The organism is Corallococcus sp. AB038B (assembly GCF_003668955.1).
GTDB lineage: Bacteria > Myxococcota > Myxococcia > Myxococcales > Myxococcaceae > Corallococcus > Corallococcus exiguus.
In genome coordinates, this window is sequence record NZ_RAWO01000002.1 from 640,005 (window position 1) to 662,774 (window position 22,770).

At 69.5% G+C, this 22,770-nt stretch carries 20 protein-coding genes; 13 read left to right on the forward strand and 7 right to left on the reverse strand.

Annotated features, from left to right (window positions below; translation table 11 throughout):
* Positions 1 to 22: 22 nt before the first annotated feature.
* Positions 23 to 1,456 carry a M28 family metallopeptidase gene (locus D7Y04_RS13755; RefSeq protein WP_120593514.1) on the reverse strand — a complete coding sequence of 478 codons (1,434 nt, stop codon included), beginning with the start codon at positions 1,454 to 1,456 and terminating at the stop codon, positions 23 to 25.
* Positions 1,457 to 1,774: 318 nt separating this feature from the next.
* Here D7Y04_RS13755 and D7Y04_RS13760 point away from each other — a divergent pair, with 318 nt between their 5' ends.
* Positions 1,775 to 2,590: a hypothetical protein gene (locus D7Y04_RS13760; RefSeq protein ID WP_121759618.1), complete on the forward strand. Its 816-nt coding sequence runs from the start codon at positions 1,775 to 1,777 to the stop codon at positions 2,588 to 2,590.
* 55 nt (positions 2,591 to 2,645) lie between these two features.
* On the opposite strand, the gene D7Y04_RS13765 is transcribed toward D7Y04_RS13760, so the two are convergent.
* Together D7Y04_RS13765 and D7Y04_RS13770 are read right to left on the reverse strand one after the other, a co-directional pair.
* Positions 2,646 to 5,096 (reverse strand): transglycosylase SLT domain-containing protein, encoded by a 2,451-nt coding sequence (locus D7Y04_RS13765; RefSeq protein WP_121759619.1) that lies wholly within the window; start codon positions 5,094 to 5,096, stop codon positions 2,646 to 2,648.
* 208 nt (positions 5,097 to 5,304) lie between these two features.
* Positions 5,305 to 5,994, reverse strand: a complete 690-nt coding sequence (locus tag D7Y04_RS13770) for a DNA-binding protein (protein ID WP_121759620.1) — start codon at positions 5,992 to 5,994, stop codon at positions 5,305 to 5,307.
* Positions 5,995 to 6,211: 217 nt separating this feature from the next.
* Between D7Y04_RS13770 and menA the strand changes: the two genes are divergently transcribed.
* The 5 genes from menA to D7Y04_RS13795 all read left to right on the forward strand — a co-directional run bounded on the left by menA (position 6,212) and on the right by D7Y04_RS13795 (position 12,934).
* Positions 6,212 to 7,138, forward strand: coding sequence for a 1,4-dihydroxy-2-naphthoate octaprenyltransferase (menA, locus tag D7Y04_RS13775; RefSeq protein WP_120593518.1), 927 nt, complete (start codon positions 6,212 to 6,214; stop codon positions 7,136 to 7,138).
* A 234-nt stretch (positions 7,139 to 7,372) separates the two neighbouring features.
* Positions 7,373 to 9,283 (forward strand): hypothetical protein, encoded by a 1,911-nt coding sequence (locus D7Y04_RS13780; RefSeq protein WP_120593519.1) that lies wholly within the window; start codon positions 7,373 to 7,375, stop codon positions 9,281 to 9,283.
* A gap of 15 nt (positions 9,284 to 9,298) precedes the next feature.
* A complete protein-coding gene (locus D7Y04_RS13785; RefSeq protein ID WP_120593520.1) occupies positions 9,299 to 10,459 on the forward strand; it encodes a hypothetical protein in 1,161 nt (386 codons plus the stop codon).
* Between the two features lie 101 nt (positions 10,460 to 10,560).
* Positions 10,561 to 11,814 carry a cytochrome c gene (locus tag D7Y04_RS13790; protein WP_158627516.1) on the forward strand — a complete coding sequence of 418 codons (1,254 nt, stop codon included), beginning with the start codon at positions 10,561 to 10,563 and terminating at the stop codon, positions 11,812 to 11,814.
* Between the two features lie 268 nt (positions 11,815 to 12,082).
* Positions 12,083 to 12,934 carry a DUF5995 family protein gene (locus tag D7Y04_RS13795; protein WP_147454410.1) on the forward strand — a complete coding sequence of 284 codons (852 nt, stop codon included), beginning with the start codon at positions 12,083 to 12,085 and terminating at the stop codon, positions 12,932 to 12,934.
* Positions 12,935 to 12,943: 9 nt separating this feature from the next.
* Here the strand turns inward: D7Y04_RS13795 and D7Y04_RS13800 are convergent, their stop codons facing one another.
* A complete protein-coding gene (locus tag D7Y04_RS13800) occupies positions 12,944 to 14,428 on the reverse strand; it encodes a BamA/TamA family outer membrane protein (RefSeq protein ID WP_370457103.1) in 1,485 nt (494 codons plus the stop codon).
* Positions 14,429 to 14,552: 124 nt separating this feature from the next.
* On the opposite strand from D7Y04_RS13800, the gene D7Y04_RS13805 reads away from it, so the two are divergent.
* Both D7Y04_RS13805 and D7Y04_RS13810 read left to right on the forward strand, forming a co-directional pair.
* Positions 14,553 to 15,029 (forward strand): MaoC family dehydratase, encoded by a 477-nt coding sequence (locus D7Y04_RS13805; RefSeq protein WP_120593574.1) that lies wholly within the window; start codon positions 14,553 to 14,555, stop codon positions 15,027 to 15,029.
* 94 nt (positions 15,030 to 15,123) lie between these two features.
* Positions 15,124 to 16,275 carry a fatty acid desaturase gene (locus tag D7Y04_RS13810; protein WP_121759622.1) on the forward strand — a complete coding sequence of 384 codons (1,152 nt, stop codon included), beginning with the start codon at positions 15,124 to 15,126 and terminating at the stop codon, positions 16,273 to 16,275.
* A gap of 1 nt (position 16,276) precedes the next feature.
* Here D7Y04_RS13810 and D7Y04_RS13815 read toward each other — a convergent pair whose 3' ends face one another.
* Positions 16,277 to 16,774 (reverse strand): hypothetical protein, encoded by a 498-nt coding sequence (locus tag D7Y04_RS13815; protein ID WP_120593524.1) that lies wholly within the window; start codon positions 16,772 to 16,774, stop codon positions 16,277 to 16,279.
* Positions 16,775 to 16,912: 138 nt separating this feature from the next.
* Here D7Y04_RS13815 and def point away from each other — a divergent pair, with 138 nt between their 5' ends.
* From def to D7Y04_RS13840, 5 genes are all read left to right on the forward strand, one after another.
* Positions 16,913 to 17,539 (forward strand): peptide deformylase, encoded by a 627-nt coding sequence (gene def, locus D7Y04_RS13820; protein WP_120593525.1) that lies wholly within the window; start codon positions 16,913 to 16,915, stop codon positions 17,537 to 17,539.
* The gene (locus D7Y04_RS13825; RefSeq protein WP_121759623.1) at positions 17,536 to 18,603 is read left to right on the forward strand and encodes an NADH:flavin oxidoreductase/NADH oxidase; all 1,068 of its coding nucleotides are present in this window, start codon (positions 17,536 to 17,538) and stop codon (positions 18,601 to 18,603) included. Before def ends, D7Y04_RS13825 begins: the two co-directional genes overlap by 4 nt.
* A 19-nt stretch (positions 18,604 to 18,622) precedes the next feature.
* The gene (locus tag D7Y04_RS13830) at positions 18,623 to 19,471 is read left to right on the forward strand and encodes an MBL fold metallo-hydrolase (protein ID WP_121759624.1); all 849 of its coding nucleotides are present in this window, start codon (positions 18,623 to 18,625) and stop codon (positions 19,469 to 19,471) included.
* Positions 19,472 to 19,501: 30 nt separating this feature from the next.
* A complete protein-coding gene (locus tag D7Y04_RS13835; RefSeq protein WP_121759625.1) occupies positions 19,502 to 20,662 on the forward strand; it encodes an FAD-dependent monooxygenase in 1,161 nt (386 codons plus the stop codon).
* Between the two features lie 65 nt (positions 20,663 to 20,727).
* Positions 20,728 to 21,237 carry a hypothetical protein gene (locus D7Y04_RS13840; RefSeq protein ID WP_147477106.1) on the forward strand — a complete coding sequence of 170 codons (510 nt, stop codon included), beginning with the start codon at positions 20,728 to 20,730 and terminating at the stop codon, positions 21,235 to 21,237.
* 9 nt (positions 21,238 to 21,246) lie between these two features.
* Here D7Y04_RS13840 and D7Y04_RS13845 read toward each other — a convergent pair whose 3' ends face one another.
* Both D7Y04_RS13845 and D7Y04_RS13850 read right to left on the reverse strand, forming a co-directional pair.
* On the reverse strand, positions 21,247 to 21,984 hold the full coding sequence (locus D7Y04_RS13845; RefSeq protein ID WP_121759626.1) for a DUF6348 family protein: 738 nt from the start codon (positions 21,982 to 21,984) through the stop codon (positions 21,247 to 21,249).
* A gap of 7 nt (positions 21,985 to 21,991) precedes the next feature.
* A complete protein-coding gene (locus D7Y04_RS13850; RefSeq protein WP_121759627.1) occupies positions 21,992 to 22,756 on the reverse strand; it encodes an alpha/beta fold hydrolase in 765 nt (254 codons plus the stop codon).
* Between the last annotated feature and the right edge of the window lie 14 nt (positions 22,757 to 22,770).

Below are 22,770 nucleotides of genomic sequence, written 5' to 3' on the forward strand. Positions count from 1 at the left end.
CGGCGGAGGGTGCCGCGGTCCGCTACTTCGGCTGCTGCTGCGGCTCCGTCGTGCGGTTCGCCGCGATGTTGATGACGTTGAGGAGCAGGTCCTTCACGCGGCGGGGCTTGTTGCCGCCGTTGTCCTCGATGATCTTGTCGATGTCGTCATCCTGCCGGTGGTACTCGGGGATGAGGTCGCCGCCGCCATTGGGGTTGGACAGGCCCTCGAAGAGGAAGAGCACGTCCTCGCCCTTGCGCCCGAAGGACGCGCCGTCCTGCCGGTCGCGGTAGACGTTGATGTCGCGGTTGATGCGGTCGAACGGATCCGCCAGCTGCTGGTTCGCCTGGTCCACCACGTCACGGAAGTAGTTGGGCTGGCCCTTGGTGTTGGTGTCCACCACGGACAGGCGCTGATCATCCCAGCGGCCCACCATGTCCGTGTTGATGACGCCGGCGATGTTCTTCAGCTCCAGGCCGGGGATGGGGTGGTCCACGAAGTACTGCGAGCCCACCAGGCCCTTCTCCTCCGCGCCCGTCCAGATGAAGAGCACGGAGCGGTCCAGCTTGCCGTTCTTCGCGGCCTCCGCCAGCTCCGGCACCGCCGCCATCAGCACCGCGCTGCCGGACGCGTTGTCGTCCGCGCCGTTGTAAGCGTTGCCCTTGCGGTCCACGCCCACGTGGTCCAGGTGGGCCATCACCACGATGACCTCGTCCTTGTGGGGGCCGGTGCCGGGCAGCATGGCCATGGTGTTGACGGCCTGTCCCGTGGCGGCGGCCACCTGCTTGAGCTCCTCCACGCTGCGCTGCTTGCCCGCGCGCGCCGGCACCACCGACTGGCCCGCCGCCTTCATCGTCTGCTCGTACTGCTGGTTGAGCTTCTTCAGCGTGTCCTTGGGCATCTTCTCGTCCAGGTAGAAGCCCTCCTGGAACATCGTGTGGCCGAACTGCTTGTGCTCGGCATGCCCTGCGTGCGCCGCGCCCGCCGTCTCGCCCGCCTTGTCCGCGCCCAGCCACGAGTAGACGTTGAACTTCTGCTGGAAGGGGTTCTCCGGGTTGTTGATGTTGGGCCCCACGAGCCCGTACTTCTCCGCGTGGGCCTGCACGTAGACGGAAGCGGCATCCAGGCCCGCGGAGGGGCTGTCACGTCCCTGCAGCGCGTCCGAGGCCAGGTACTCGATGTGCGTCATCGGATCCGAGTCGACCGAAACGGGCGGCTCGGTGGGCGCCTCCGGAGGCACGGGCGTCGTCGGCGCGGGCGTCGGGGTGGTGGGCGCGGGCAGTCCCAGAATCGGAGGCGGCGCGGGCAGCCGCGGCAGCTGGCCGGGCGCGGGGCGCGTGCTGCCGGAGGACTCGAAGCCGTCCTTGAACGCGAGGGGGCGGTTCCGGGACTTCGCCTCATTCGTCCGGGCGTCCTGCGAGGACAGCCGCGAGACGGAGGTGAGGGGACGCGAGCTGTCGTTGATCTTCGAGGCCATGTTGGGGAGTCCGGGGGAGGAACCGCGCTCCCCAGATTATCCGCCGAACCCCCTGGGGAGTTGTGCGCCACGGCAAAGTTCCGCCCGCGTCCGGTTCATCCCCTGAATCCCCGTTTCAGGACGTCGCCCGCGAGTGGGTGCTCCTGACGCTCCGTGTGAGACCCGGCTTGCTACAAAACCGCATGTTTCATGTGACATTTGGCGCTACTCCGTTTTCTCAATCAATGAATGACACGAGTGAAACAGACGGACTCCAGGTGTTGGCGTGCCGGGTGCAGTGGGGCAGCGGGCAGTACACCCCACACCATGAGGTAACGGATGCATCTGAAGATCACGGGTTCCCTGCTGGCTTCCATGCTGCTGAGCATCACGGGTTGCGCGGGCGGTGCCGATGAAGGCCAGGCCTCCGGTTCCCTGAACGCGCAGGAAGCCGCGGCGTCCCAGTGCGTGAAGAAGTTCGAAGGCATCACCAGCTGCGCGCTGGGCCGCGCGAAGGTGGATGCCGTCGCTGACGGGCTGGCGGTGTCCAACCTCACGACCCAGAAGGACGGCGTCTCCAGCAGCTTCACGCAGGCCGTGAAGTGGGAGCAGCGCGTGGCGACGCGTCTGGGGGCGCAGGGTGGCTACCAGCTGTCCGCGCGCGATGGCGACCAGGTCGTCAGCACGCTGAAGGTGACGCCGGGCCGCGAGGCGAACACGGTCAACATCCTGCCCACGTTCACGGGCTCGCCGGGCGGCTCCGCGTACCGGATGAACATCTACCGGGGCGGCGTGCTCCAGGGCTCCAGCCCCCAGCCGGCCGGGCTGATGATCACCTTCACCAACTGGCGGGACTTCCTCCGCTGGGCGGAGATGAACCACCACTTCCTGAACGACTTCGACATCGACGGGCTGTCCACCGGCTCCGCGGAGACGAACGTGGGCGCGTGCGTGTGGCGCCTGGACTCGGAGAAGAACACCTTCACCGTGGACATCAACGGCAAGTCCGTCACCGGTGACTCGGTGGAGTTCATCGAGACCGTCGCGGATGGCGCGTACCCGTACCGTCACTTCACGGGCATCGACACGAACGCCATCGCTGGCGAGTACACCATCCGCTCCGAGTCCATCACCCAGCCCACGGGCCTGAAGTAGCGCGAACCCGCGGTCCAAGCGCCGGACGGGAACACGGCCCCGTCCGGCGTAGCGCCTAGCGTCTTCCGGAGACGGAGGACGTGGGCGTCGCCATGTTCCGGCCGCTGCCGCCCACGCCCGACGCAGGGCTCATCGTGGGCGTGCGCGCGGCCTCCAGCGGGGCCTTGCGGGCCGGCGCGAAGGAGGCGGGGACTTCGTTGGCGTAGAGCAGCTTGTAGGCGCTGTAGCTGCTGAGCACGCGCTTCACGTAGTCGCGGGTCTCGTCGAAGGCGATGTGCTCCACCCACTCGTCCAGCTCCGCCTGGGGCAGGGCCTTGCGCCAGCGCTCCACCGCATTGGGGCCCGCGTTGTAGGCGGCCACCGCGTAGGCGGGGTTGCCGTCGAAGTGCTTGAGCAGCGAGCCCAGGTACGCCGCCCCCAGCCGGATGTTCGGCGCGGGCTGGAGCAGCGACGACATCTCGAACGATGCCAGCTTGAGCGAGTCCGCCACCGCCTGCGCCGTCGTGGGCATGAGCTGCGCGAGCCCCAGCGCGCCGGTGGACGAGCGCGCGCGCGGGTTGAACCGGCTCTCCTCTCGGATGAGGCCCTGCAGGAGGTCGGGGTCCACGCGAGCGGCCTTCGAATAGCTCTGGATGAGCGACCGGAACGCGAGCGGCCACGTGGCCTCCCACACCGGACGGGACGCGGCGCTGAGCGGCCCGGCGGCCTCCTGGCGCAGCGTCACGCGGGCCACCTGCCGCGTGGCCCGGCCCCGGCCGGTGCGGCGCATGGTCTGGTAGAGCAGCCGCGCGGGCGCTTCCGCCAGGCCGCGCGTGTCCACCGCGAGCAGCTCCTCCACCACGCCCGGCTGTCCCAGGCGCAGAAGCTCCACGCCCGCCGCGAAGCGCGCATCCTTCTGGAGTGGGCCCGGGGGCAGGGGCCAGACCTCGTCGTTGGCCGGCGCGGCGGTGTTCAAGGTCTTCGCCACGGCCGGCTGCGCGGCGGTTTCCGTCAACCGCGCCAGCCGCTCCGGCGCGTGCTGCGCCAGCCGCGTGCGGGACAGCAGGCCGTACCAGGCCGTGGGCCGCTCGGTGGCGATGAGCTCGTAGCGCGCGAGCGCCGGGTCCAGCGCGCCAGCGTTCTCCTGGACTCGAGCCTGCCAGTAGCGTGCGCGCCAGAGGGCGTCGTCGGTGCGCGCGGCTTCCGGCAGCTGCTCCACTGACATCAGCGACGCCAGGCCCTGCTGCGTCTCGCCCTTGCGCTGGTGCAGCCAGAAGGCGCGGAAGAGGGCCTCGGCGGCGAAGTTGCCGGCGGGGTAGCGCTTCGCGAGCGCCTCGTAGTTCTCCAGCGCTTCGTCCGCGCGGCCCAGGCGCTGCTGCGTCCAGGCCTCGAAGAACAGCGCGTCGTCCGCGTAGCCGTGCTCCGGGTAGTCGCGCGCCAGCGTGGCGTACGTGTCCACCGCCGCTTCCGGCTGCACCACGGACTGCGAATAGGCGAGCAGGTAGAGCGCCTGCGGCCGCTGCTCCGGCGACTGGCACTCGCGCGCCACCGGCTCCAGCACCTGGATGGCGCGGCGGTGCTGACGCTCCTTTCGCAGCGCGCGGCCCAGGGTGAGCTGGGCGCGGCAGGCCAGCTCGTCAGGAAGCTCCGTGCGAGGCCCCGAGCGGGCCAGCATGTTCATGGCCGGGACGTTCTGGTGCAGCTCCACCAGCGCCTCCGCGCGGCGCACGCGCCACTTCATGGGCAGGGGCAGGTCGCGCAGCAGCGCCTTCGCGCGGTCCGCCTCCGGCGACAGGGGCGCGGTGGCCCAGACCTCCAGCAGCGCGCGGTGCTCGGCGTTGTACTGCCCCGCCGCGCGTGCCGAGTCGCAGTACGCGAGCAGCGCCTTCATCCGCAGCGCGTCCGGCCCGCGAGCCTGCCGGCTGTCGATGAACTCCTGGAGCGCGGCCAGCGCCTCGGGGATCTTCAGCTGGCGCTTGAGCACGCGCGCCATGGTGAAGCGGGCCTCCGGGTAGAGCGGGGAGCCCGGGCTCACCAGGCCATACTGCTCCGCCGCGCGCAGCGGCTTGCGCAGCCGTTCATGCGACTGCGCGGCCTTCATCAGGCAGTGGTCGCGCAGTGGAACGTAGTCCTCCGCGAGCGCGGTGAACTCCGCGGCGGCGGTCGTGAAGTCGCGCGCGAGGAACGCGCTCTGCGCCTGGAGGAAGCGGCCGGGGAGGGAAGGGGGAGACTCCGTCGCGAGCAGCGCCCGCGCGGACTTGTACCGGCCGCGGTCGAACTCCGCCTTCGCCTTCGCCAGCAGGCCTTCCGCGAAGTAGGTCGAAAGCCGCTCCGGCCCGAAGGCCTCCGCCGTCACCTCGTCCTGCGAGGGCTGCGCCGTCGGCGTGTCGAGCAGGGCCTCCAGCTTCTCCTCCGACATCACGTCGCCGGAGTCGTCCTCGTCGGGCGCCTGTGCCCACGCGGTGCCCGGGGCCCACAGGCCCGCGCACGCAAGCAAGACCGCTGCTGTTCCTCGAAGTCCGTCCATGCCAGCCCTCGTTCGTCCGCCAGGGACCCCGATGGATTGGCACTGCCCGTCAGCTTGGAACCTGCCCGCCTGTCCGCTTGGCAAGCGCGCGTTGGCTTTCGTGCATCCGCCCCCAGGCACACATACGGAGCCCTGCACGAAAGCCAACGGCCCGCGGACCCTGCGTCTGGCGCCTGGGGTGCTACATACCCAGGGCGCGTGACTGCTGTCAGGGCGCGGCGTTCAGCACCGAGAGGTCGCTCGGCATGCGGGGCGCCACCTCGTAGGTCGTCTCATACTGCGCGGCCAGCCCCACCACGGCGATGCGCTGTCCCACGGTGAGGGCCTGGAGCGAGGCCTTGTCGAAGCCGGCGGAGACGTGGACGAACATCTGCACCTCGCCGGTGCCGTCGTCGATGTAGAGCTTGTAGCCGTACGGCGAGTCGTCCTGGAACGCCTGGGTGATGGCGCCGCTCACGCGGATGAGCTGGCCCTCCACGGACTCGTTCACGCCGCCGGTCGTCACTTCCTTGGGCGACACCTGCTCCGTGCCCGATTTCAGGTCCACGTCCTCGGGCACGCTCTTGAGGATGCGCAGCATGTTCTGCTCGTCCAGCGTGCCGGAGACGCGCACGCGGGCCCCCAGCCCGAAGGACAACTTCTCCTCCAGCTTGACGTAGATGCCGCCGGTGTCGTCCTGGATGGCGAAGCCCTCATCGCCCAGGGCGGAGGAGAACGTGCCGGGCGCCACGGTCACCGCGCCCTCCACCACCACCTCCGAACCGTTGGAGCGCGAGCGCGCATCCTCGATGGAGAGCACCGGGTGGCAGCCGGCGAGCGCGAGCACGAACGCGCCTAGCAGCGTCACGGCGCTCCGGCGCGAAAGGGAAGGGGAGGAAGAGAAGGGGGTGGAGTTCATGGCCGCCTTCTATCACCCAGCGACCACGAATGGCCTGTATTTCTGATTGTTCTGGAATTTACCCGAGAAGGGACTTGCGTCTGCCTTTGTGTCACGCAGCCCCCGCCGGAGTGTAGACAGGTGATACATGAGGAAAACCGATGTGAAGCATTGGCTCCTCTTGCGGTCGGCCGGCCTGTAGCTTTACCGTGCGCGTGCTTCCTCCCCCCGGACATCCATGGCCACTCCGAGTCTCCCGTCGTCGAGTGTCGCGCTTGAATCAAGACCCCCTCTGGCCCGCGTCTGGTGGCTCGCGCTGCGGCCCAAGACGCTGACCGCCTCCGTCGCCCCCACGCTGCTGGGCTGGGCGTTCGCGAACGCGGAGGGCCACTGGCGGCTCGCGCCGGCGCTGACGTTCCTGGTGGGCTTCGTGCTCATGCAGATCGTCAGCAACCTGGTGAACGACTACGCGGACTTCGAACGGGGCGCGGACACCGAGGCGCGCCTGGGGCCCGCGCGCGTCACGCAGAAGGGCTGGCTCACGGCGCGCGAGGTGGCGACGGCCGCGGCGCTGGCGTTCACCGGATCCTCGCTCGCGCTGCTGCTGCTGACCCAGGCGGAGGGCTGGCCGGTGTTCGCGGGCGGCGCCTTCTGCCTGGCGGGCGCGGTCTTCTACTCCGCGGGCCCCGTGCCCCTGGGGTACCTGGGCCTGGGGGACGTGCTGGTGCTGATCATCTTCGGGCTGCTGGGGGTGAGCGGCAGCTATGTCGTGCTCACGCACCACGTCACGCCGGCCGTGCTGGTGGCGGGGCTGTCCATGGGGCTCTTCTCCGCGGGCATCCTCGCGGTGAACAACCTGCGCGACCGCAAGACGGACGTGACCGCCGGCAAGCGCACGCTGGTGGTGCGCTTCGGCCAGCGCTTCGGGCAGTGGGAATACACGCTGGCGGTAGGGGGCGCGTTCGTGCTCCCAGTGATTGCCTGGGCGGTGCTGCCGGAGCACCGCTGGGCCTGGCTCCTCACCCTGGTCGCCGTGCCACTCGCGGTGCGGCAGATCCGCGCCATCTGGCGCGAGGACGGCAGCGCGCTCAACCCACACCTGGGGAAGACTGCCGCGCTCGGGCTGGTGTTCGCGCTGCTCCTGTCCGCGGGCCTGAGCCTCTGATCCGGCGCGCGGGCGCGTGCTTCCCTCTGTGCGATCTGAAGTCCACGAATTGCGCGGACTCTCATAATGTGGTCAGTTTGAACCGATGAGGTGTTCTCCTCCCAACCCTTACCGAGCCTCACCGTCTCCGCGTTGCGGAGCGCTGGCGGCGTCGGGAAGGGTGGGTCGCGTGGGCCCGCGCGTGAGGACACCTGCTCCTTTTCCTCCCCCTGACTCCCCCCGGCCTCGTCTTCCATGAATCGCTCAATCCTGTTGAAGAGCGCGTGGTGCGCCCTGCTGGTGCCCCTGCTGTCCTGCAACCTCCTCAAGGTCACTGATGACGAGGGGTCCACCACGGGCCGCGGTGCCAAGCGGTTCGACCCGTACCAGGGCCTCAACTCCGGCGCGATCCGGCTGAGCCTCCAGTACATCAACGGCTGCGCCTTCCTGCCCAACGGGCAGATGGTGGCGAAGAACGGCGTGACCCCGGGGTATCCGGACACGTGCGTCACGCCGCTCGCGCAGAACCCGCTGACGCTGTCGCCTCCCACGGGGACGCTGCAGATCCTGTCGGACACCCAGTACTTCCTGAACCAGTTCTCCGTGTCGGAGACCGTGGTCAACCAGCACAACAACCCCAACGACCAGACGGCCGCGCTGGCGTGGATCAAGAACCAGTCCGTCTTCTCGGGGCTGGACTGGACCAACGTCAACCAGGGCCCGGACGAGTGGAGCTTCTACAGCCTCGCGGGCGCGGTGGAGGACTGCTGGACCCGCGAGGTGCAGTTCGGCAACGCGAACTGGCAGAAGGTGAAGGACGACACCATCACCGTGGAGGTGCTGGACGAGACGGGCACCCCGCGCGCGAGCCAGACGTACCTGCGCTCGGAGCTGCTGGCCTCCTCGCCCTACGCCGGCCACAGCCGCTTCTCCTGGCGGTCGGAGAACCTGAAGCCGCCGCGCTTCCCCGGCGACAAGGACCCGGGCACGGTGACGGGCTTCGCGGGCGGTCTGGACCAGAGCGCCATCACCCGCACCATCGCGCGCGTGGACTGGGTGGGCAGCACCAACCCCTTCAAGGTGCTGCGCGTGCCGCGCCTGTCCGGTCCCGGCGCGCTCAAGGCCACCTGGAGCCAGCTGCCGGACAAGCCGTTCTTCTTCCCCGTCACGTACGTCATCCCGGATGATCGCCCGTCCACCTGCACCGACGACGCCGGCAACCCGGTGCAGTGCAACCCGGGCCTGGACTCGCGGCTGGTGTTCTCGCCCCCGAAGGAGGGCAGCTTCTACAAGCCCGGCGAGGACGTGAGCGTCTACGTGGACCTGCGCGACAGCGCGGGTGCCCACCTGCACTCGCGCGACCTGTTGCCCAGCGCGCGGGAGATCATCAGCGGCCAGTCCAACGGCCTCGTGACGTTCGTCCCCGGCGTCATCGCGGCCGTCACGGAGAACGACTCCATCTCCAACGTGGCCATCGCGGGCCCCCTCCAGGATCTCCAGGTCCTGGGCAACCCCAGCGACAAGCCCCAGTTCTTCGCCAAGCCGTTCCCGTTCGCGACGCTGGATGACGCCACGCTCACGGGGCTGACGCCGGGCCTCATCGACTACAAGTGGCCCACCCGCCAGACGTTCTCGCTGCCCGCGAACGCGAAGCCGGGCACCTACGTGGCGCTGGTGAAGTTCAACCGTGGAGCCATGGGCGAGCGCGTCGCGAAGCTGAACCCCTTCTTCTTCCAGGTGGGCCAGGACGAGTCGACGACGTACCCGGGCAACGTGGGCAACTGCCAGATCTGCCACCGCGGCGTGCTGTCGCTGGACAACCTGCGCCACGGCCTGTCGGTGGACCACATCGAGAGCTGCAAGGTCTGCCACCACTACGACACGGACACGGTGGGCCGCACGCAGGAGATGGTGCACCGCATCCACATGAACTCGCCCAGCTACCCGGCGAACCGCGCGGACTGCACCGTGTGCCACCTGACGCGCAAGAGCACGGAGCGGCCCAGCCTGGCGCTGTGCGGCTCGTGCCACATCTCCCAGCACGGGGACGAGTTCTTCCAGATCGCATTCAACCAGCGCGGCACGCCCAGCAAGTTCGGCAACTGCGCGCAGACCTGCCACGGCGGCGATCAGCTTCCCGCCAGCCACATCCTCCCCGCGAAGTAGGGGAAGCAACCCGCCATGCACAGAGCTCTCTTCGTCGGAACGCTCCTCGGCGCGGCCCTGCTGAACGCCGGCTGCCAGGAATCCACCAACCCCGCGGTGTCCACCTTCACGCCGCGCCCCACGTATGAAAACCGCGAGCCGGAGGGCCTCACCTCCCGGCTGAACGGCTTCACCGTGGATCCGGAGGCCTACTTCATTAACCTGGCCTCCTGCGCGCCGGTGCCCGAGCAGTGCCAGCTGCCGCCGCTGTACGCGGAGTTCAGCCCGCTGCTGCAGCGCGCGCTGGTGCGCAACGCGCCCATCACCCTGCAGGACACGCAGCCGGACCCCGCCACGGGCCAGCCGCCCGCGCCGGATGTGATCACGCCCTCGGTGTCGGAAGCGAACGGCATCTGGACCCGGGACAAGGTGCCCACCCGCCGGGGCGCGCCGTTCCTCGTGCTGTCGCTGGGGGGACAGGCCACGCTGGCCAACAACGCCGTGATGCCGCTGCCGCCGCCGATGTTGACGCTGCAACCCGTGCCGGAGGGCAACTACGTGCCCACGGTGACGGTGCGGCCGGTGGTGCCCGCGCACAGCGCCTGCGTGGGCCTGGAGGCCCTGCAGATGAGCGACAAGGGCATCCTGGAGGCGGTCGCGAAGTACCTGACCGCCGAGGGCACGCCCACCACGGTGCAGGATCTGCTCAACCCGGCCCGCTTCGGCGGCGTGACGGTGTTCTGGCTGTACCGGCCAGGCTTCCCCGTGTTCCGCGTGCCGGCGGCGAACACTTCCGTGGTTGCCACGGTGAAGGATGTCTCGTCCGGGGTGGATGTCCCGTCCGGGCGCGTGCTGAACATCGAGTGGGCGCCCCCGGGTGCGCTGCCGCCGCCGCTGGCGCCGTTCCAGTCCACGCGCGGCTTCTTCATCCCGCCGGGGCCGCCGGCGCCCATCAGCTCGCTGGGCCTCGCCGCCGTCCTGCATCCTCCGTTGATGGGGCCGCCGCCCATGGTCACGTTTACGGCGAAGGACCTCACCACGAGCGACCCGGAAGGGCGCCCCTGGGTGTTCCAGGCGGCGGTAGCGCTTCCCGTGGTCCCGGGCGTGGTGTCGTTCGCCGGCCTCCAGCTGGCCAACAAGACGCCCTCGACGACGCCTTCGATTCCCCCGCCCAGCACCTGCTTGCCGGGCCAGTAGCTGCCTCACCCGTCCCAACACCGGCGCTCTGTCCACTCCTCCCCCGTGGAGCAGGCAGCAGCGCCATGTGTCGTCCCCGTTCATCCGGAGAAGCGTTCCCCATGATGAAGAAGATCCTGATCGCCATTGGTGCGTTGGTCGCCCTGGTCCTGATTGGCGCGGGTTCCGCCATGGGCGTGGCCACCCACAAGATCAACAAGACGTACGACTATGTCGCGCTGCCCAACATCACGCGGGACAGCTCTCCGGAGGGCATTGCCCGCGGTGAGCAGGTGTTCCGCGCGGTGTGTGGCGAGTGTCACGCGGGCGGAGGCAACACCAAGCCCGTGGGCGGCCGGATGTTCGACTTCCCGGCCGAACTGGGCACCTTCTACTCGGCGAACATCACCTCCGACATGGAGAAGGGCGTGGGCGCCTGGACGGACCAGGAGATCGCCCGCCTGGTGATCAACGGCATCGACAAGAACCACCACTTCCGCCCCATGCCCCCGTTCCCCAACATGGGTGACAAGGACATCGCGGCGGTCATCGGCTTCATGCGCTCCGGGCACCCGGACTTCGCGCCGGAGAAGCAGCAGCCGCCGCGCTCCGAGCTGACGCCCCCGGGCCGGATGGCGTTCGCGTTCGCCATGGGCATCAACGACAAGGGCCGCACGGAGCCGGTGCTCGTGCCCGCGAAGGCGGCGGACTCCGTGGAGTACGGCCGCTACCTGGCCTCCAGCGTCTACGACTGCACCTTCTGCCACTCGCCCGGCCTGGAGAGCAGCGCGGTGAAGATGCAGCACCCGGAGACGCTGCTGAGCGGCGGCTTCGAGTTCGACATGGTGCCGCTGGGCGGCGAGGGCAAGCTGCTGTCGCCCAACATCACCCCCAGCGAGACGGCCGGCATCGGCAAGTGGACGCTGGACGAGTTCAATCACGCCATGGTCACGGGCATCACGCCCGGGGGCTACATCCTGCGCGCGCCCATGCCCAAGTACCGCTACGCGGACGCCGTGGAGCTCTCCGCCCTCTACACCTTCCTGCGCTCCATGAAGCCCAACGACAAGGTCGTGCCGCCGCCCGCCGGTGGCCGCCCCAAGGCGGAGCCCTCCAGCGACCCGGAGAAGATGTTCAGCTCCCTGGGCTGCGCGACCTGCCACGCCCCCGGCAAGGCCTACGAGGCCAAGCTCCAGGGCGCCAAGGGCAAGGCCCCGGAGGAAGTGGCGAAGTGGATCCGCAACCCGGAGTCCTTCAAGCCCGGCACGCAGATGCCCACCTACGAGTCCCTCATCGACGAGAACAACGCCCTCGCGCTCGCCCGGTACGTCCTGGGCAAGACGGGCGGCACCGTGAGTGAAGGCACCACGCCCTGAGTTTGACATCGATGTGACAAAGGCCCCCGCGTAAGTGTCAACACGCGGGGGTCTGGTGAAACACCGTATTTCTTCCGAGTGAGTGTCATCACAGGACGGACCGGTTCAGATAAGCTTTCATGTGAAGTCGTTCCCCCACCCCGCGGAGCGTCATTCCATGAATGTTTCACCGGCCTCCCCCTCGGCTCACCGGTCGCAGCGTTCCCCGTCGCTTCACCTCCACGAGACAAAGGCTCCGGACACACAGGGTCCCATCCGGTTGGATGACGTGCTCTGGAATCCGGTCAACGCGGAGGAGGCGCTGGAGGGTCTGGAGAAGATCCTCGGCCGGCTGAACGCGCGGGATGACTCACGCGCCATCTTCCTGGACATCTACGCCATCGTCACTCGGAAGGTCGTCCACCTGCTGAGCCGCGATGACGCGGGCGGCTTCCTCGAACCCGAGTGGCTGTCGCACCTGACGGGCCGCTTCGCGGAGGAGGCGCTCATCGCGGTGCGCGACTCGCTGAAGAACCTGCCGCTGCCCACCGCGGCGTGGCGCTTCGCGACGCACTACCCGGCCCAGGGGCTCACGCAGCCGTACCAGGACGCGCTGCTGGGCGTGAGCGCGCACATCAACCACGACCTGGGAATGGTCGTCTACGACAACATCGCCCACCAGTCGCCGCCGGCGGATGCACGCCGGATGGCGCGCTACCGGCATGACTACTTCCACGTGAACGAGATCCTCCGCTCGTGCATCCCGGACTGCGTGGACCTGCTCGCGGAGCGCTACCGGTGCGCGTCCACGCGGCTGCTCTTGCGCGTGCCCTTCAGCCGCCCCGTGGTGGAGCGGACGGTGATGCGGATGCTCATCGTCTGGCGGCAGCGCGTCTGGGACAACGTCGTCGCGATGCTGGAGGCGCAGACGCCCGAGGAGCACCAGGCCGTCGTGGAGCGCGTCCGCACGACGTCCGGCCGCATCGCGCAGGCGCTGTGCGCGGACAAGGCGCTCTGGTGGACGGTGCGCGGCGAGTCGCCGCCGTTCAGCCTGGACCTGCCGCCGGAGGCGTGGCCCGGCGTGGTGCTGCCTCCGGATCCTGAGCCGGACGCGGACGTGAGCGCTGACCGCGCCGGCTAGCAAGCCGCATCAGGAGGGCGTGACTCCGGCCACGAGGTAGAAGCGCACCTGGCCGGAGTTGACGGCGTAGGCGACGTCCACGCCCAACAGGGGCAGCACGACGTTGTTGAGGTACAGCCGCAGGCCCCCGCCCACGCCCTGGGCCACGGTGACGGGGTTCTGGCCCGTGATCGTCTCCCGCAGGTAGTCGCGGATGACGCGTCCGTTGGCGTCGCGCAGGACTCCATCCTCGGGCACATCCCACCACGCGATGGCGCCCGTGTCGGAGAAGGCCACGCCCCGGAAGGCCAGCGACTTCACCTTGAAGAGGGGGAAGTGGTACTCGGCCGTGAAGGTGAGCCGGCTGTCGCCGCGGAACTGCCGGTACTGGAAGCCGCGCAGCGTGTTGCCGCCCATCACCAGCTCCTGTTGGAAGGGCAGGTGCCTGGCCAGCACCAGCTCCCCGCGGAGCACCAGGTTGTGCTCCGTGAAGAAGCGGACGCCGTGGCGGTAGAGGAGGCCGAACTTGCGGTAGTCGAACTCGCTCCACACGCCCGGGCCGGACACCTCGTAGGAGGCCTCCAGGTTGAGCCCCTCCGTCACCGCGTGCAGCGTCTGGCGCGAGTCCAGGCCCACCATGAGGCGCAGCGACGTGTCTCGCATGGCGGGGCCGGTGGAGAACGGCGGCACCGTCACCGGCATCTTCGGATCCGGAGTCTTCGCGTCGATGCTGGACAGGCGGTACTTCGCCGCCGCGCGCACGCGCTCGAAGAGGATGAAGCCCAGTTCGGAGCTGATGGACGCGGAGTTGAAGCGCGTGCGCCGGAGGATCTCCGGGTCATCCTCACTGGCGTCCATGCTGTACTCGTCCACGCGGTCGCTCTTCAGCTGTCCCTCCAGGCTGAACTTGAGCTGCGGCAGGCCGAAGAGGATCGGATCCAGGAAGCCCACGTACAGGCCGCTCTCGCCGGTGCTCACCTGCGCCGCGACGGCGAACTTCTTCGCGCGGCCACCCAGGTTGTTCTCCGCGTAGAGCAGCCCGCCGCCGGTGTTCGCGGAGGACAGCGCCACCGTGGGGGCCACCACCCACGACGCCTTGTCCTTCACGCGCAGCACCAGCCGCACGCGCCCGTCGGGCATCGGCTCGGTGCCGACACGGACCTCCTGGAAGAGGCCGGTGGCCAACAGGCGCCGCTCCACCTTCTCCAGTTCCGCGCTGTCCACCGTGTCGCCCACGCCCACCTGTCCGAACGAGCGCACCGTCCCGGACGTCGTCTTGTTCGCGCCCTCCACCGTCACCTCTCCGACCTCGGAGCGGTCGATGGGGGACACGGGCGTGTCCTCGTCGGCGTGGGCCATGGAGGCCCCCAGGCCCATCAGGGCCACGGCGAGGACGGACAGGTGGCGTCGGAAGCAGGAGAGAGGCACGCACTGCTCATACTCCACGGGCCGCGGGAGCTGGTTGTTTCGGAGCGTGTCCGCCAGCGCGGGCGCGCGATGTTCAACGTTCGGCATCCGGAGCGACCCGAGGGTGGCCACCCGTGCGACCTGGAGAACAGTGGCACCCGGACGAGCGCCCAGGAGATGGACGGATTATGCTCATAATGTGGGCGGGCATCCGTCCTGGAAGGACGTGGGCATGGCATCGACGGCAGAGGGCGGGCGCCAGGAGTTGTTCCTGGACGACCTGTCCGTGGGGCAGAAGTTCTTCAGTGACACGCACGCGCTGGACGCGGCGCAGATCATCGCCTTCGCGAGGGAGTTCGACCCGCAGGGCTTCCATCTGGACGACGCCGCGGCGAAGGACACGCTGTTCGAAGGGCTGGCGGCGAGCGGCTGGCACACGGCGGCGCTCACGATGAAGCTCAACGTCCAGAGCGGTCTGCCCTTCAAGGGCGGCATCGTGGGGGCGGGCGGCGACATCCGCTGGCCCCGGCCCACGCGCCCGGGGGACATCCTCCAGGTGGAGAGCGAGGTGCTGGAGATCATTCCCTCCCGCACGCGGCCGGACCGGGGCATCGCCACGGTGCGCAGTGAGACGCGCAACCAGAAGGGCGACGTGCTTCAGGTGCTCATCGCGAAGCTGGTGCTGCCCCGTCGCCCGGCGAGCGGGTGAGCGGGATGTGACGCTTTGCGTGAGCGCTGGCGGAGGTTACGGTGCGGCCCGCATCGGCCGTGGTCCCCGTCCCGCTCTCGAGGAGTCCCTTCGCATGTCCCGCGCCACCCCTGACTTCGACCTGGCCTCCGTGGACGTGGAGGGCTTCTACGCGGAGCTGAAGGCGCTGCGTGCCCAACTGGACGCGAACCTGGGTGAAGCGGACAAGGCGCACCTGCGGAAGATGGAGCTGTGGGGGAAGGTGGCTTCGGTGCTGGGCGTGGCCACGGCGTGGATTGCCCCCAATCCACTCTCCGCGGTGGCGCTGGGCCTGGGCCGCTCCACGCGCTGGCTGCTCATGCACCACGTGGGGCACCGGGGCTATGACCGCGTGCCGGGCATGCCCGCGTCGCGCACCAGCAAGGGCTTCGCGAAGGGGAACCGCCGGTTCGTGGACTGGCTGGACTGGATGCTGCCGGAGGCGTGGGTCTTCGAGCACAACGTGCTGCACCACTCGCACACCGGCGAGGACGCGGATCCGGACCTCCTGGAGCGCAACGCGGAGGGCACGCTGCGTGACACCGGCCGGCCGCTGGCCCTGCGCTACGTGCAACTGGCGCTGCTGGCCGTCACCTGGCGCGCGAGCTACTACGCGCCGGAGACGCTGGGCTCACTGCGCCGCAAGGGCCGGCGCGAGGGTGGGGCGCTGACGCGCGCGGAGCTGTGGGAGCTCTTCACGCGCTGCTACCTGCCGTACGCGACCGTCTTCTTCGGGCTGTATCCGGCGGCGTTCCTGCTGGTGTCGCCGTGGGCGGCGTTCAGCGTGTTCTGCAACTCCGTGCTGGCGGACGTCGTCACCAACCTGCACACGTTCTTCGTGGTGGGCCCCAACCACACCGGCGAGGACCTGTACCGCTTCGACTCCGCGCCCGCGAACAAGGGGGAGCGCATGGTGCAGCAGGTGGTGGGCAGCGCGAACTACCGCACGGGCGGCGACCTCAACGACTTCGCCCACCTGTGGCTGAACTACCAGATTGAGCACCACCTCTGGCCGGACCTGCCGATGCTGAAGTACCGCGAGGCGCAGCCGCACGTGCGCGCCCTCTGCGAGAAGTACGGCATCCCCTACGTGCAGGAGAGCGTCTGGACGCGCGCACGGAAGATGGTGGACATCGTCGTGGGCAAGGCGTCCATGAAGCGGCTGGTGAAGGCCGCGGCGCCTGAGATGTCGGCCGCGGACGCTCGCGCGGAGGCCTCCGCGGCCTGAGTTACGCGGGCGGCGCGCGGCGGCGGCGGGGCAGCGGGGCGAGCGCCACGGGTGTGGCCTCCGTGGCCGTGGTCTCCTGGCGCACGGCCTCCACGTTCACCACGCGTACACCGTCGGGTTGGACGGGCAGCCCCAGGGTGTCCACGAAGAGGCGGTAGCTCTCCTCCAGGCGGCGGTGCAGCGAGTTGAACGTCTGGTGCGCGGTGCCGGGCATGTCCTCGGTGTAGGTGAAGTACCAGCGCAGCTCGTCCAGGCGCCCGTAGAAGTGGTCCACCACCGCCTGCTCCTGCTCGGTCAGGTGGATGAGCTGGGCGAAGGCGCCGTCCGCGTAGCGCGAGGCCACGGTCTCCACCAACGGGTCGCGGCTGCGCAGGCGGGAGAAGAGGAGGAACATGTCCTCCCTGCGTGCGGCCAGCCGGCGCATGATTCCTGCTGCGTCGAGGGCGAGCAGGTTGCGCACGCGCGCGGTGGTTTCGTCGGCCTTCTTGCGGCGAGCCATGGTGCGACACAGCCTACCGTCAGTGGTACCCCTCCACGCCAGGGGCCGCCCGCTTCGTGAGGAGCCGGGCGGCCGGGCCCATGCCGGCCCCACGGCGATGCGGCGCGGCGGGAGAGCGGTTGTTACGGTGGGGCCACCATGGTGCTCAAGATCGTCCAGGCGGGGGAACCGGTGCTGCGCCAACGCGCGCGGGAGCTGACCCCGGAAGAAATCGGCAGCGAAGCGACGCGGCAGCTCATCCAACTGATGCGCGACACGATGCGGGATGCGCCCGGCGTGGGGCTCGCGGCACCCCAGGTGGGCGTGGGCCTGCGGCTGGTGGTCATCGAGGACCGCGCCGAGTACCAGGCGGGTGCGGCGCCCGCGGACCTGGCGCTGCGGGAGCGCTCGCCGGTGGCCTTCCACGTGCTGATCAACCCGAAGCTCGTCGTGGAGGACCCCACGCCAGTGGAGTTCCACGAGGGCTGCCTGAGCGTGAACGGCTTCGCGGCGCTGGTGGCCCGGGCGCGCGGCGTGCGGGTGGAGGCGCTGGATGAGAACGGGCAGCCGGTGTCGGTGTCCGCGCGCGGCTGGTACGCGCGCATCATCCAACACGAGCTGGATCACCTGGACGGCACGCTCTACGTGGACCGCATGGAGACGCGCAGCCTCACGACGCAGGAGAACCAGCGCCGGCACTGGCTGGGCAAGAGCACGGCCCAGGTGCGCACGGCGCTGGGGCTGCCAGAGCAGACCTCTTCCATCCCCCGAAAGGACCCGACATGAGCAGCAAGCTGTTCTCCCCCTTGAAGCTGCGGGACATCACCCTGCGCAACCGCGTGGTCGTCTCGCCCATGTGCCAGTACTCGAGCGAGGACGGCTTCGCGAACGAGTGGCACGTGGTGCACCTGGGCAGCCGCGCGGTGGGGGGCGCGGGCCTGGTGGTGACGGAGGCCACGGCGGTGGAGCCGGAGGGCCGCATCTCCCCGCAGGACCTGGGGCTGTGGCAGGACGCGCACGTGGAGCAACTGGCGCGCATCAACCGCTTCATGCACCAGAACGGCGCCGCGTCCGGCGTGCAGTTGGCGCACGCGGGCCGAAAGGCCTCCACGCCCCGTCCGTGGGACGCGGGCAAGCGCGTGGAGCCGGAGCATGGCGGCTGGCAGGTGCTGGGCCCCACGACGGAGGCGTTCGAGGAGGGCTACCCGGTGCCCACCGCGCTGGACGAGGCGGGCATCCAGCGCATCGTGAAGGCGTTCGCGGACGCGGCGGTGCGGGCGAAGGCCGCGGGGTTCCAGGTCATCGAGCTGCACGCGGCGCACGGCTACCTGCTGCACGAGTTCCTGTCGCCGCTGTCGAACAAGCGGACGGACAAGTACGGCGGCACGTTCGAGAACCGGACGCGCTTCGCGCTGGAGGTGACCCGCGCCGTGCGGGCGAAGTGGCCGGAGTCGCTGCCGCTCTTCATGCGCATCTCCTCCACGGACTGGGTGGAGGGCGGCTGGACGCCGGAGGATTCCGTGGCGCTGGCGCGGCTGGTGGCGAAGGAGGGCGTGGACCTGATGGATTGCTCGTCGGGCGGCGTGGTGCCGTACGCCAAGATTCCGGTGGGGCCGGGCTACCAGACGCAGCTTTCGGAGCAGGTGCGCAAGGAGACGGGCCTGCTCACGGGCGCGGTGGGGATGATCCGCTCCGCGTACCAGGCCGAGCACATCCTGGCCACGGGCCAGGCGGACGTCGTCTTCCTGGCGCGCGAGCTGTTGAGGGATCCGTACTGGCCGCTGCGCGCCGCGAAGGAGCTGCGTGCGGACGTGCTGTGGCCGCACCAGTACGAGCGCGCGAAGAACTGATCGGCGTAGGCTTCCGCGCATGCTGACCGAGGTGCAGGCGGGACCCTATACCGTGCGCGGCGTGTCCGTGGGCGGCGTGTACACGTCGCTCCTGGTGCCGGAGTTGGGGGTGCTGCTCGATGCGGGCATCCCCATCCGCTCCTTCGCCACCACGGACCGCATCTTCCTCAGCCACGGGCATGCGGACCATGCGAGCGCGTTGGGCTCGCTGCTGGGCATCCGTGCGCTCGTGGGGAAGGGGCCGCCGTTCGTCTACCTGCCCGCGGAGATTGAAGCGCCCGTGCAGGAGGCGCTCGCGGCCCTGGGGCGCCTGCACCGGATGAAGTCGGAGGTCCGCACCGTTCCCCTGCGCCCCGGCGACACCGTGAAGGTGCAGCAGGACCTGTGGGTTCGTGCCTTTCGCACGCACCACCCCGTGCCGTCGCTGGGCTACCAGTTCCTGCGCCGCGTCGCGAAGCTCAAGCCGGAGTTCCGCGAGCTGCCTCCGGCGGAGATTGGCCGCCGTCGTCAGGCCGGTGAGCCGCTGTTCGATGAAGTCGAGCGGTTGGAACTGGCCTACTGCACGGACACGCTCTCCAACGTGCTGGAGCGCCAGCCGTCGTTGTTCGACAGCCGCGTGCTCATCCTCGAATGCACGTTCATCGACGCGGAGCGCACCGTGCGCGACGCGCAGGAGCGGGCCCACATCCACCTGGAGGAGATCGCCTCCATGGCGGACCGCTTCCAGAATGAGGCCCTGGTCCTGATGCATTTCAGTCAGGCTTACAGCCCCGCGCAGGTCCACGCGACGCTCCAGGCCCGTCTGCCGGCGTCGCTGCTCGAACGCGTGCGAGTCTTTGCTCCTGACGCCGGCCGCTGGTTCGGTTGACCCGTGGCGCCGGCATGACCGGAGGCCGCCATGACGTCCGCATCCACCCGCCACGTCCTCATCGCCGGAGCAGGCATTGGAGGCCTCACGCTGGCCTGTGCGCTCCAGCGCGCGGGCCTTCGCGCCACGGTGTTCGAACGCGCAGACGCGCTGCGCCCGGTGGGCGCGGGCATCATCGTGCAGATGAACGCAGCGGTCGCCCTGCGCCGCATCGGCCTGTGTGACGCGGTGGTCGCGGAGGGCGAACGCGCCGAGCGGACCCTCATCCTCGATTCGACGGGCGCTCGTATCACCGCCATCGACGTGCGCTCGCTCCAGGAGGAACTGGATATCCCGATGGTGGCCGTGCACCGCGCGCGCCTCCAGGCCGTCCTTCGCGCCCACGCGGGCCCGGAGGAGGCCGTGCGGCTGGGTGTCAGCGTGACGGGCTTCCAGGACGACGGCACCCGCGTCACGGTGACGCTGTCCACTGGCGAGACCGTCACCGGCGACGTCCTGGTGGGCGCGGATGGACTGCGCTCCGCCGTGCGGACCGGCCTGCTGGGCGCGCAGCCCACGCGCTACTCCGGCTACACCAGTTGGCGCGGGGTCTGCCCGGGGGCGGACCTCGTGGAGGCGGGGCAGGTCACCGAAACGTGGGGACCCGGGGCCCGCTTCGGCATCGTGCCCATTGGCCATGGCGAGGTGTACTGGTTCGCCACGCTGAACGCGCCCGCGGGGGCGGAGGATGCGCCGGGACAGACGCTCGCCGTCCTTCAGGAGCGCTTCGCCGGATGGCACGCGCCCATCGCGAAGCTGCTCGCGGTGACGCCACCCGAGCGCGTCCTGCGCACGGACATCCACGACCGTCCGCCGGTGTCTCGCTGGAGTCGGGGCCGGGTGACGTTGCTGGGTGACGCCGCGCATCCGATGACACCGAACCTGGGGCAGGGGGGATGTCAGGCCATCGAGGACGGTGTGGTGCTGGGGGAATGTCTCGCGGCGCCGGGAAGCGTGGAAGACGCACTGCGTGCATACGAATCCCGCCGGGTGAAACGTGCCAACGCGCTGGTCGTGCGCTCACATCAGGTGGGACGTGTGGCCCAGTGGGAGAATGGAGCCGCGCGCTTTGTCCGTGATGCACTATTCCGGCGAGTCCCGCAGTCGGCCGCGAGACGCGAGCTATGGACGCTGGTCCAGGGCATGCGCTGAGACGTATCAAGGTCTGTAGAGTCTGTCTTTGCCAGGAGCGCGGCCTGCCCTGGCGGGGGGAACTCATGCAGACGAAGCCCACGCGGCTTGCCGCCCTTGTTCTTGTGTCAGCGGCTTCCTGTCAACGTGCTGAAACACCGGAAGCCGCCGCGCCATCATCCGCTCCCAACGTCGTCACCGGGACGCCGGATGCCGCGACCTCCGACGTCAACGCCCGCATCCAAAGCGTCCTCGGAGAACCCGCGAAGTACGAACAGGCCTTCGCGGCGTTCCAGAAGGCGGTGGCCGCGCATGACGCGAAAGCCGTCGCAGCCCTGGTGGCGTATCCCTTCACCGCGAACGTGGGCGGCAGGAAGGTGAAGCTGCCAGACGCCGCGGCGTTCGTGAGGCACTACGACGTCATCGTCACGCCGGCCATCGCCAACGTCATCACCCGGCAGCGCTACGCGGACCTCTTCGTCAACACTGACGGCGTGATGTTCGGCCAGGGCGAAGCGTGGCTCAACGGCATCTGCAAGGACGCCGGGTGCAAGGACTTCGACGTCCGCGTCATCGCCATCCAGTCCGCGAATTGATCAGGGCGGCTACCAGAACTTCCACCAGGGACGCTTGGGCGCCGCGGGTGTAGCGACGGGGGGGGAGACGGAAGGCTCGGGCGTCAACCATTCCGCCACGCTGCCCTGGAGCACCAGGAACAGCCTCCGGCTGAGAAACCCGGGGGCCGCGGGCCAGGGGGCGGTCTCGAGCAGGTCCGCCAGTTCCTGCCATGGCTCGTTGTCGAGCAGCACCTCCAGCGCCATGCGCTTCTCTTCCCTCTGGGCGTAATAGACGCGCACCCAATGGGTGCCGGAGGCCAGCGGCAGCGACCGGAGCGCGCTCTCGAAGGCATTGAGCCACGGCTCCACAAGCTGCGGGCCGGGGCTGTCGCCTCGGGTGATGATATTGCCCAGGATGACCCTCCGGTCGATGCCACCCACCTGCCATGTCTCGACGGTGACGTGGTCATCGGGAGGACGAACGAAGGCGGCCAGGAGCACGTGCAGGCTCGCCCGGGCGAAGTTCATCAGGGCATCGTTCAAGGCCTCCTCTTCCGTCTTGCCAACGCCTGCCACGGACTCGACGACCCACCGGCCGGTCCACGGCTCCAAACAGACGTCGAGCCGTCGTGTGCAGAGGCCCGGCTCGGTTCGCGTGTCGGTGAACGTTGCCTGGAGGCGCGGGCCCCGGGGGCTCACGCGGAGCCATTCCCCTTCCTCCTGGATGGGGAGGTCGTGAGCGCGGAGGATCTCCTCCAGCTGCTCGTTCGCGGACGTCTGGGTCATTTCAATCTCAACGTCGTGTGACGGAGGCGAGGAACGGCAGCACGTGCGGCAGCACCTTGGGCGCCTTCGCCCAGGCGCCGCCGTGGTCGGCGTGCTCGATGGTCGCGAACGCCGCGCCGGCCCGCTGCGCCACGGCCCTCATGGAGTCGTGGTACGGGTCCGTCACGCCGCAGTACAGCAACCCCGGCTTGCCGGAGCCCACCAATGCCTCATCCAGGCCCGCCGACGTCTCACAGGCCTTCATGCACAGCCGAAGCGCGTCCAGGTCTCCCGCGTCAATGGCCTCCGACAGCTCCGGCGCGCGCCGTGCTCCCATCAGGAGCACCTGGAACCAGTCCACACGGGTACCGGGCTTGAGCTGCTTCTCCATGGCCGCGTAGGCCACGGGCAGGCCCACCACCGGATCCCAGCCGCCCACCACGTACGAGGCCAGCCGCTCCGGCGCGAAGGACGCCAGGCCACACACCGTCCAGCCGCCCATCGAGTAGCCCCACGCGTGGGCCCGGTCGATGGAGAGCGTGTCGAGCACCGACAGCGCGTCCTCCACGCGATGCTTCAGCGCGTAGGCCTCCAGGTCGTGCGGCGTGTCGCTCTGGCCATGCCCCAGCGAGTCGAACGTCACCACCGTGTACGCATCCGTCAGCGCGGGCAGGTACCCCTTGAGCGACCAGTGTGAGCCCAACTGGAGCAGGCCGTGCAGGAGCAGCAGGGGAGGGCCGTGGCCCTGGACCTCGTAGTGGATGCGGCGGCTGGACTTCGTCGCGAAGGGCATGGCGTGGCGATTCC

Excerpts from the sequence above, each read along its gene's own strand:
- D7Y04_RS13755 (WP_120593514.1), bottom strand. The coding sequence starts at position 1,456 with ATGGCCTCGAAGATCAACGACAGCTCGCGTCCCCTCACCTCCGTCTCG.
- D7Y04_RS13760 (WP_121759618.1), top strand. The coding sequence starts at position 1,775 with ATGCATCTGAAGATCACGGGTTCCCTGCTGGCTTCCATGCTGCTGAGC.
- D7Y04_RS13765 (WP_121759619.1), bottom strand. The coding sequence starts at position 5,096 with ATGGACGGACTTCGAGGAACAGCAGCGGTCTTGCTTGCGTGCGCGGGC.
- D7Y04_RS13770 (WP_121759620.1), bottom strand. The coding sequence starts at position 5,994 with ATGAACTCCACCCCCTTCTCTTCCTCCCCTTCCCTTTCGCGCCGGAGC.
- menA (WP_120593518.1), top strand. The coding sequence starts at position 6,212 with ATGGCCACTCCGAGTCTCCCGTCGTCGAGTGTCGCGCTTGAATCAAGA.
- D7Y04_RS13780 (WP_120593519.1), top strand. The coding sequence starts at position 7,373 with ATGAATCGCTCAATCCTGTTGAAGAGCGCGTGGTGCGCCCTGCTGGTG.
- D7Y04_RS13785 (WP_120593520.1), top strand. The coding sequence starts at position 9,299 with ATGCACAGAGCTCTCTTCGTCGGAACGCTCCTCGGCGCGGCCCTGCTG.
- D7Y04_RS13790 (WP_158627516.1), top strand. The coding sequence starts at position 10,561 with ATGATGAAGAAGATCCTGATCGCCATTGGTGCGTTGGTCGCCCTGGTC.
- D7Y04_RS13800 (WP_370457103.1), bottom strand. The coding sequence starts at position 14,428 with ATGCCGAACGTTGAACATCGCGCGCCCGCGCTGGCGGACACGCTCCGA.
- D7Y04_RS13805 (WP_120593574.1), top strand. The coding sequence starts at position 14,553 with ATGGCATCGACGGCAGAGGGCGGGCGCCAGGAGTTGTTCCTGGACGAC.
- D7Y04_RS13810 (WP_121759622.1), top strand. The coding sequence starts at position 15,124 with ATGTCCCGCGCCACCCCTGACTTCGACCTGGCCTCCGTGGACGTGGAG.
- D7Y04_RS13815 (WP_120593524.1), bottom strand. The coding sequence starts at position 16,774 with ATGGCTCGCCGCAAGAAGGCCGACGAAACCACCGCGCGCGTGCGCAAC.
- def (WP_120593525.1), top strand. The coding sequence starts at position 16,913 with ATGGTGCTCAAGATCGTCCAGGCGGGGGAACCGGTGCTGCGCCAACGC.
- D7Y04_RS13825 (WP_121759623.1), top strand. The coding sequence starts at position 17,536 with ATGAGCAGCAAGCTGTTCTCCCCCTTGAAGCTGCGGGACATCACCCTG.
- D7Y04_RS13830 (WP_121759624.1), top strand. The coding sequence starts at position 18,623 with ATGCTGACCGAGGTGCAGGCGGGACCCTATACCGTGCGCGGCGTGTCC.
- D7Y04_RS13835 (WP_121759625.1), top strand. The coding sequence starts at position 19,502 with ATGACGTCCGCATCCACCCGCCACGTCCTCATCGCCGGAGCAGGCATT.
- D7Y04_RS13840 (WP_147477106.1), top strand. The coding sequence starts at position 20,728 with ATGCAGACGAAGCCCACGCGGCTTGCCGCCCTTGTTCTTGTGTCAGCG.
- D7Y04_RS13845 (WP_121759626.1), bottom strand. The coding sequence starts at position 21,984 with ATGACCCAGACGTCCGCGAACGAGCAGCTGGAGGAGATCCTCCGCGCT.
- D7Y04_RS13850 (WP_121759627.1), bottom strand. The coding sequence starts at position 22,756 with ATGCCCTTCGCGACGAAGTCCAGCCGCCGCATCCACTACGAGGTCCAG.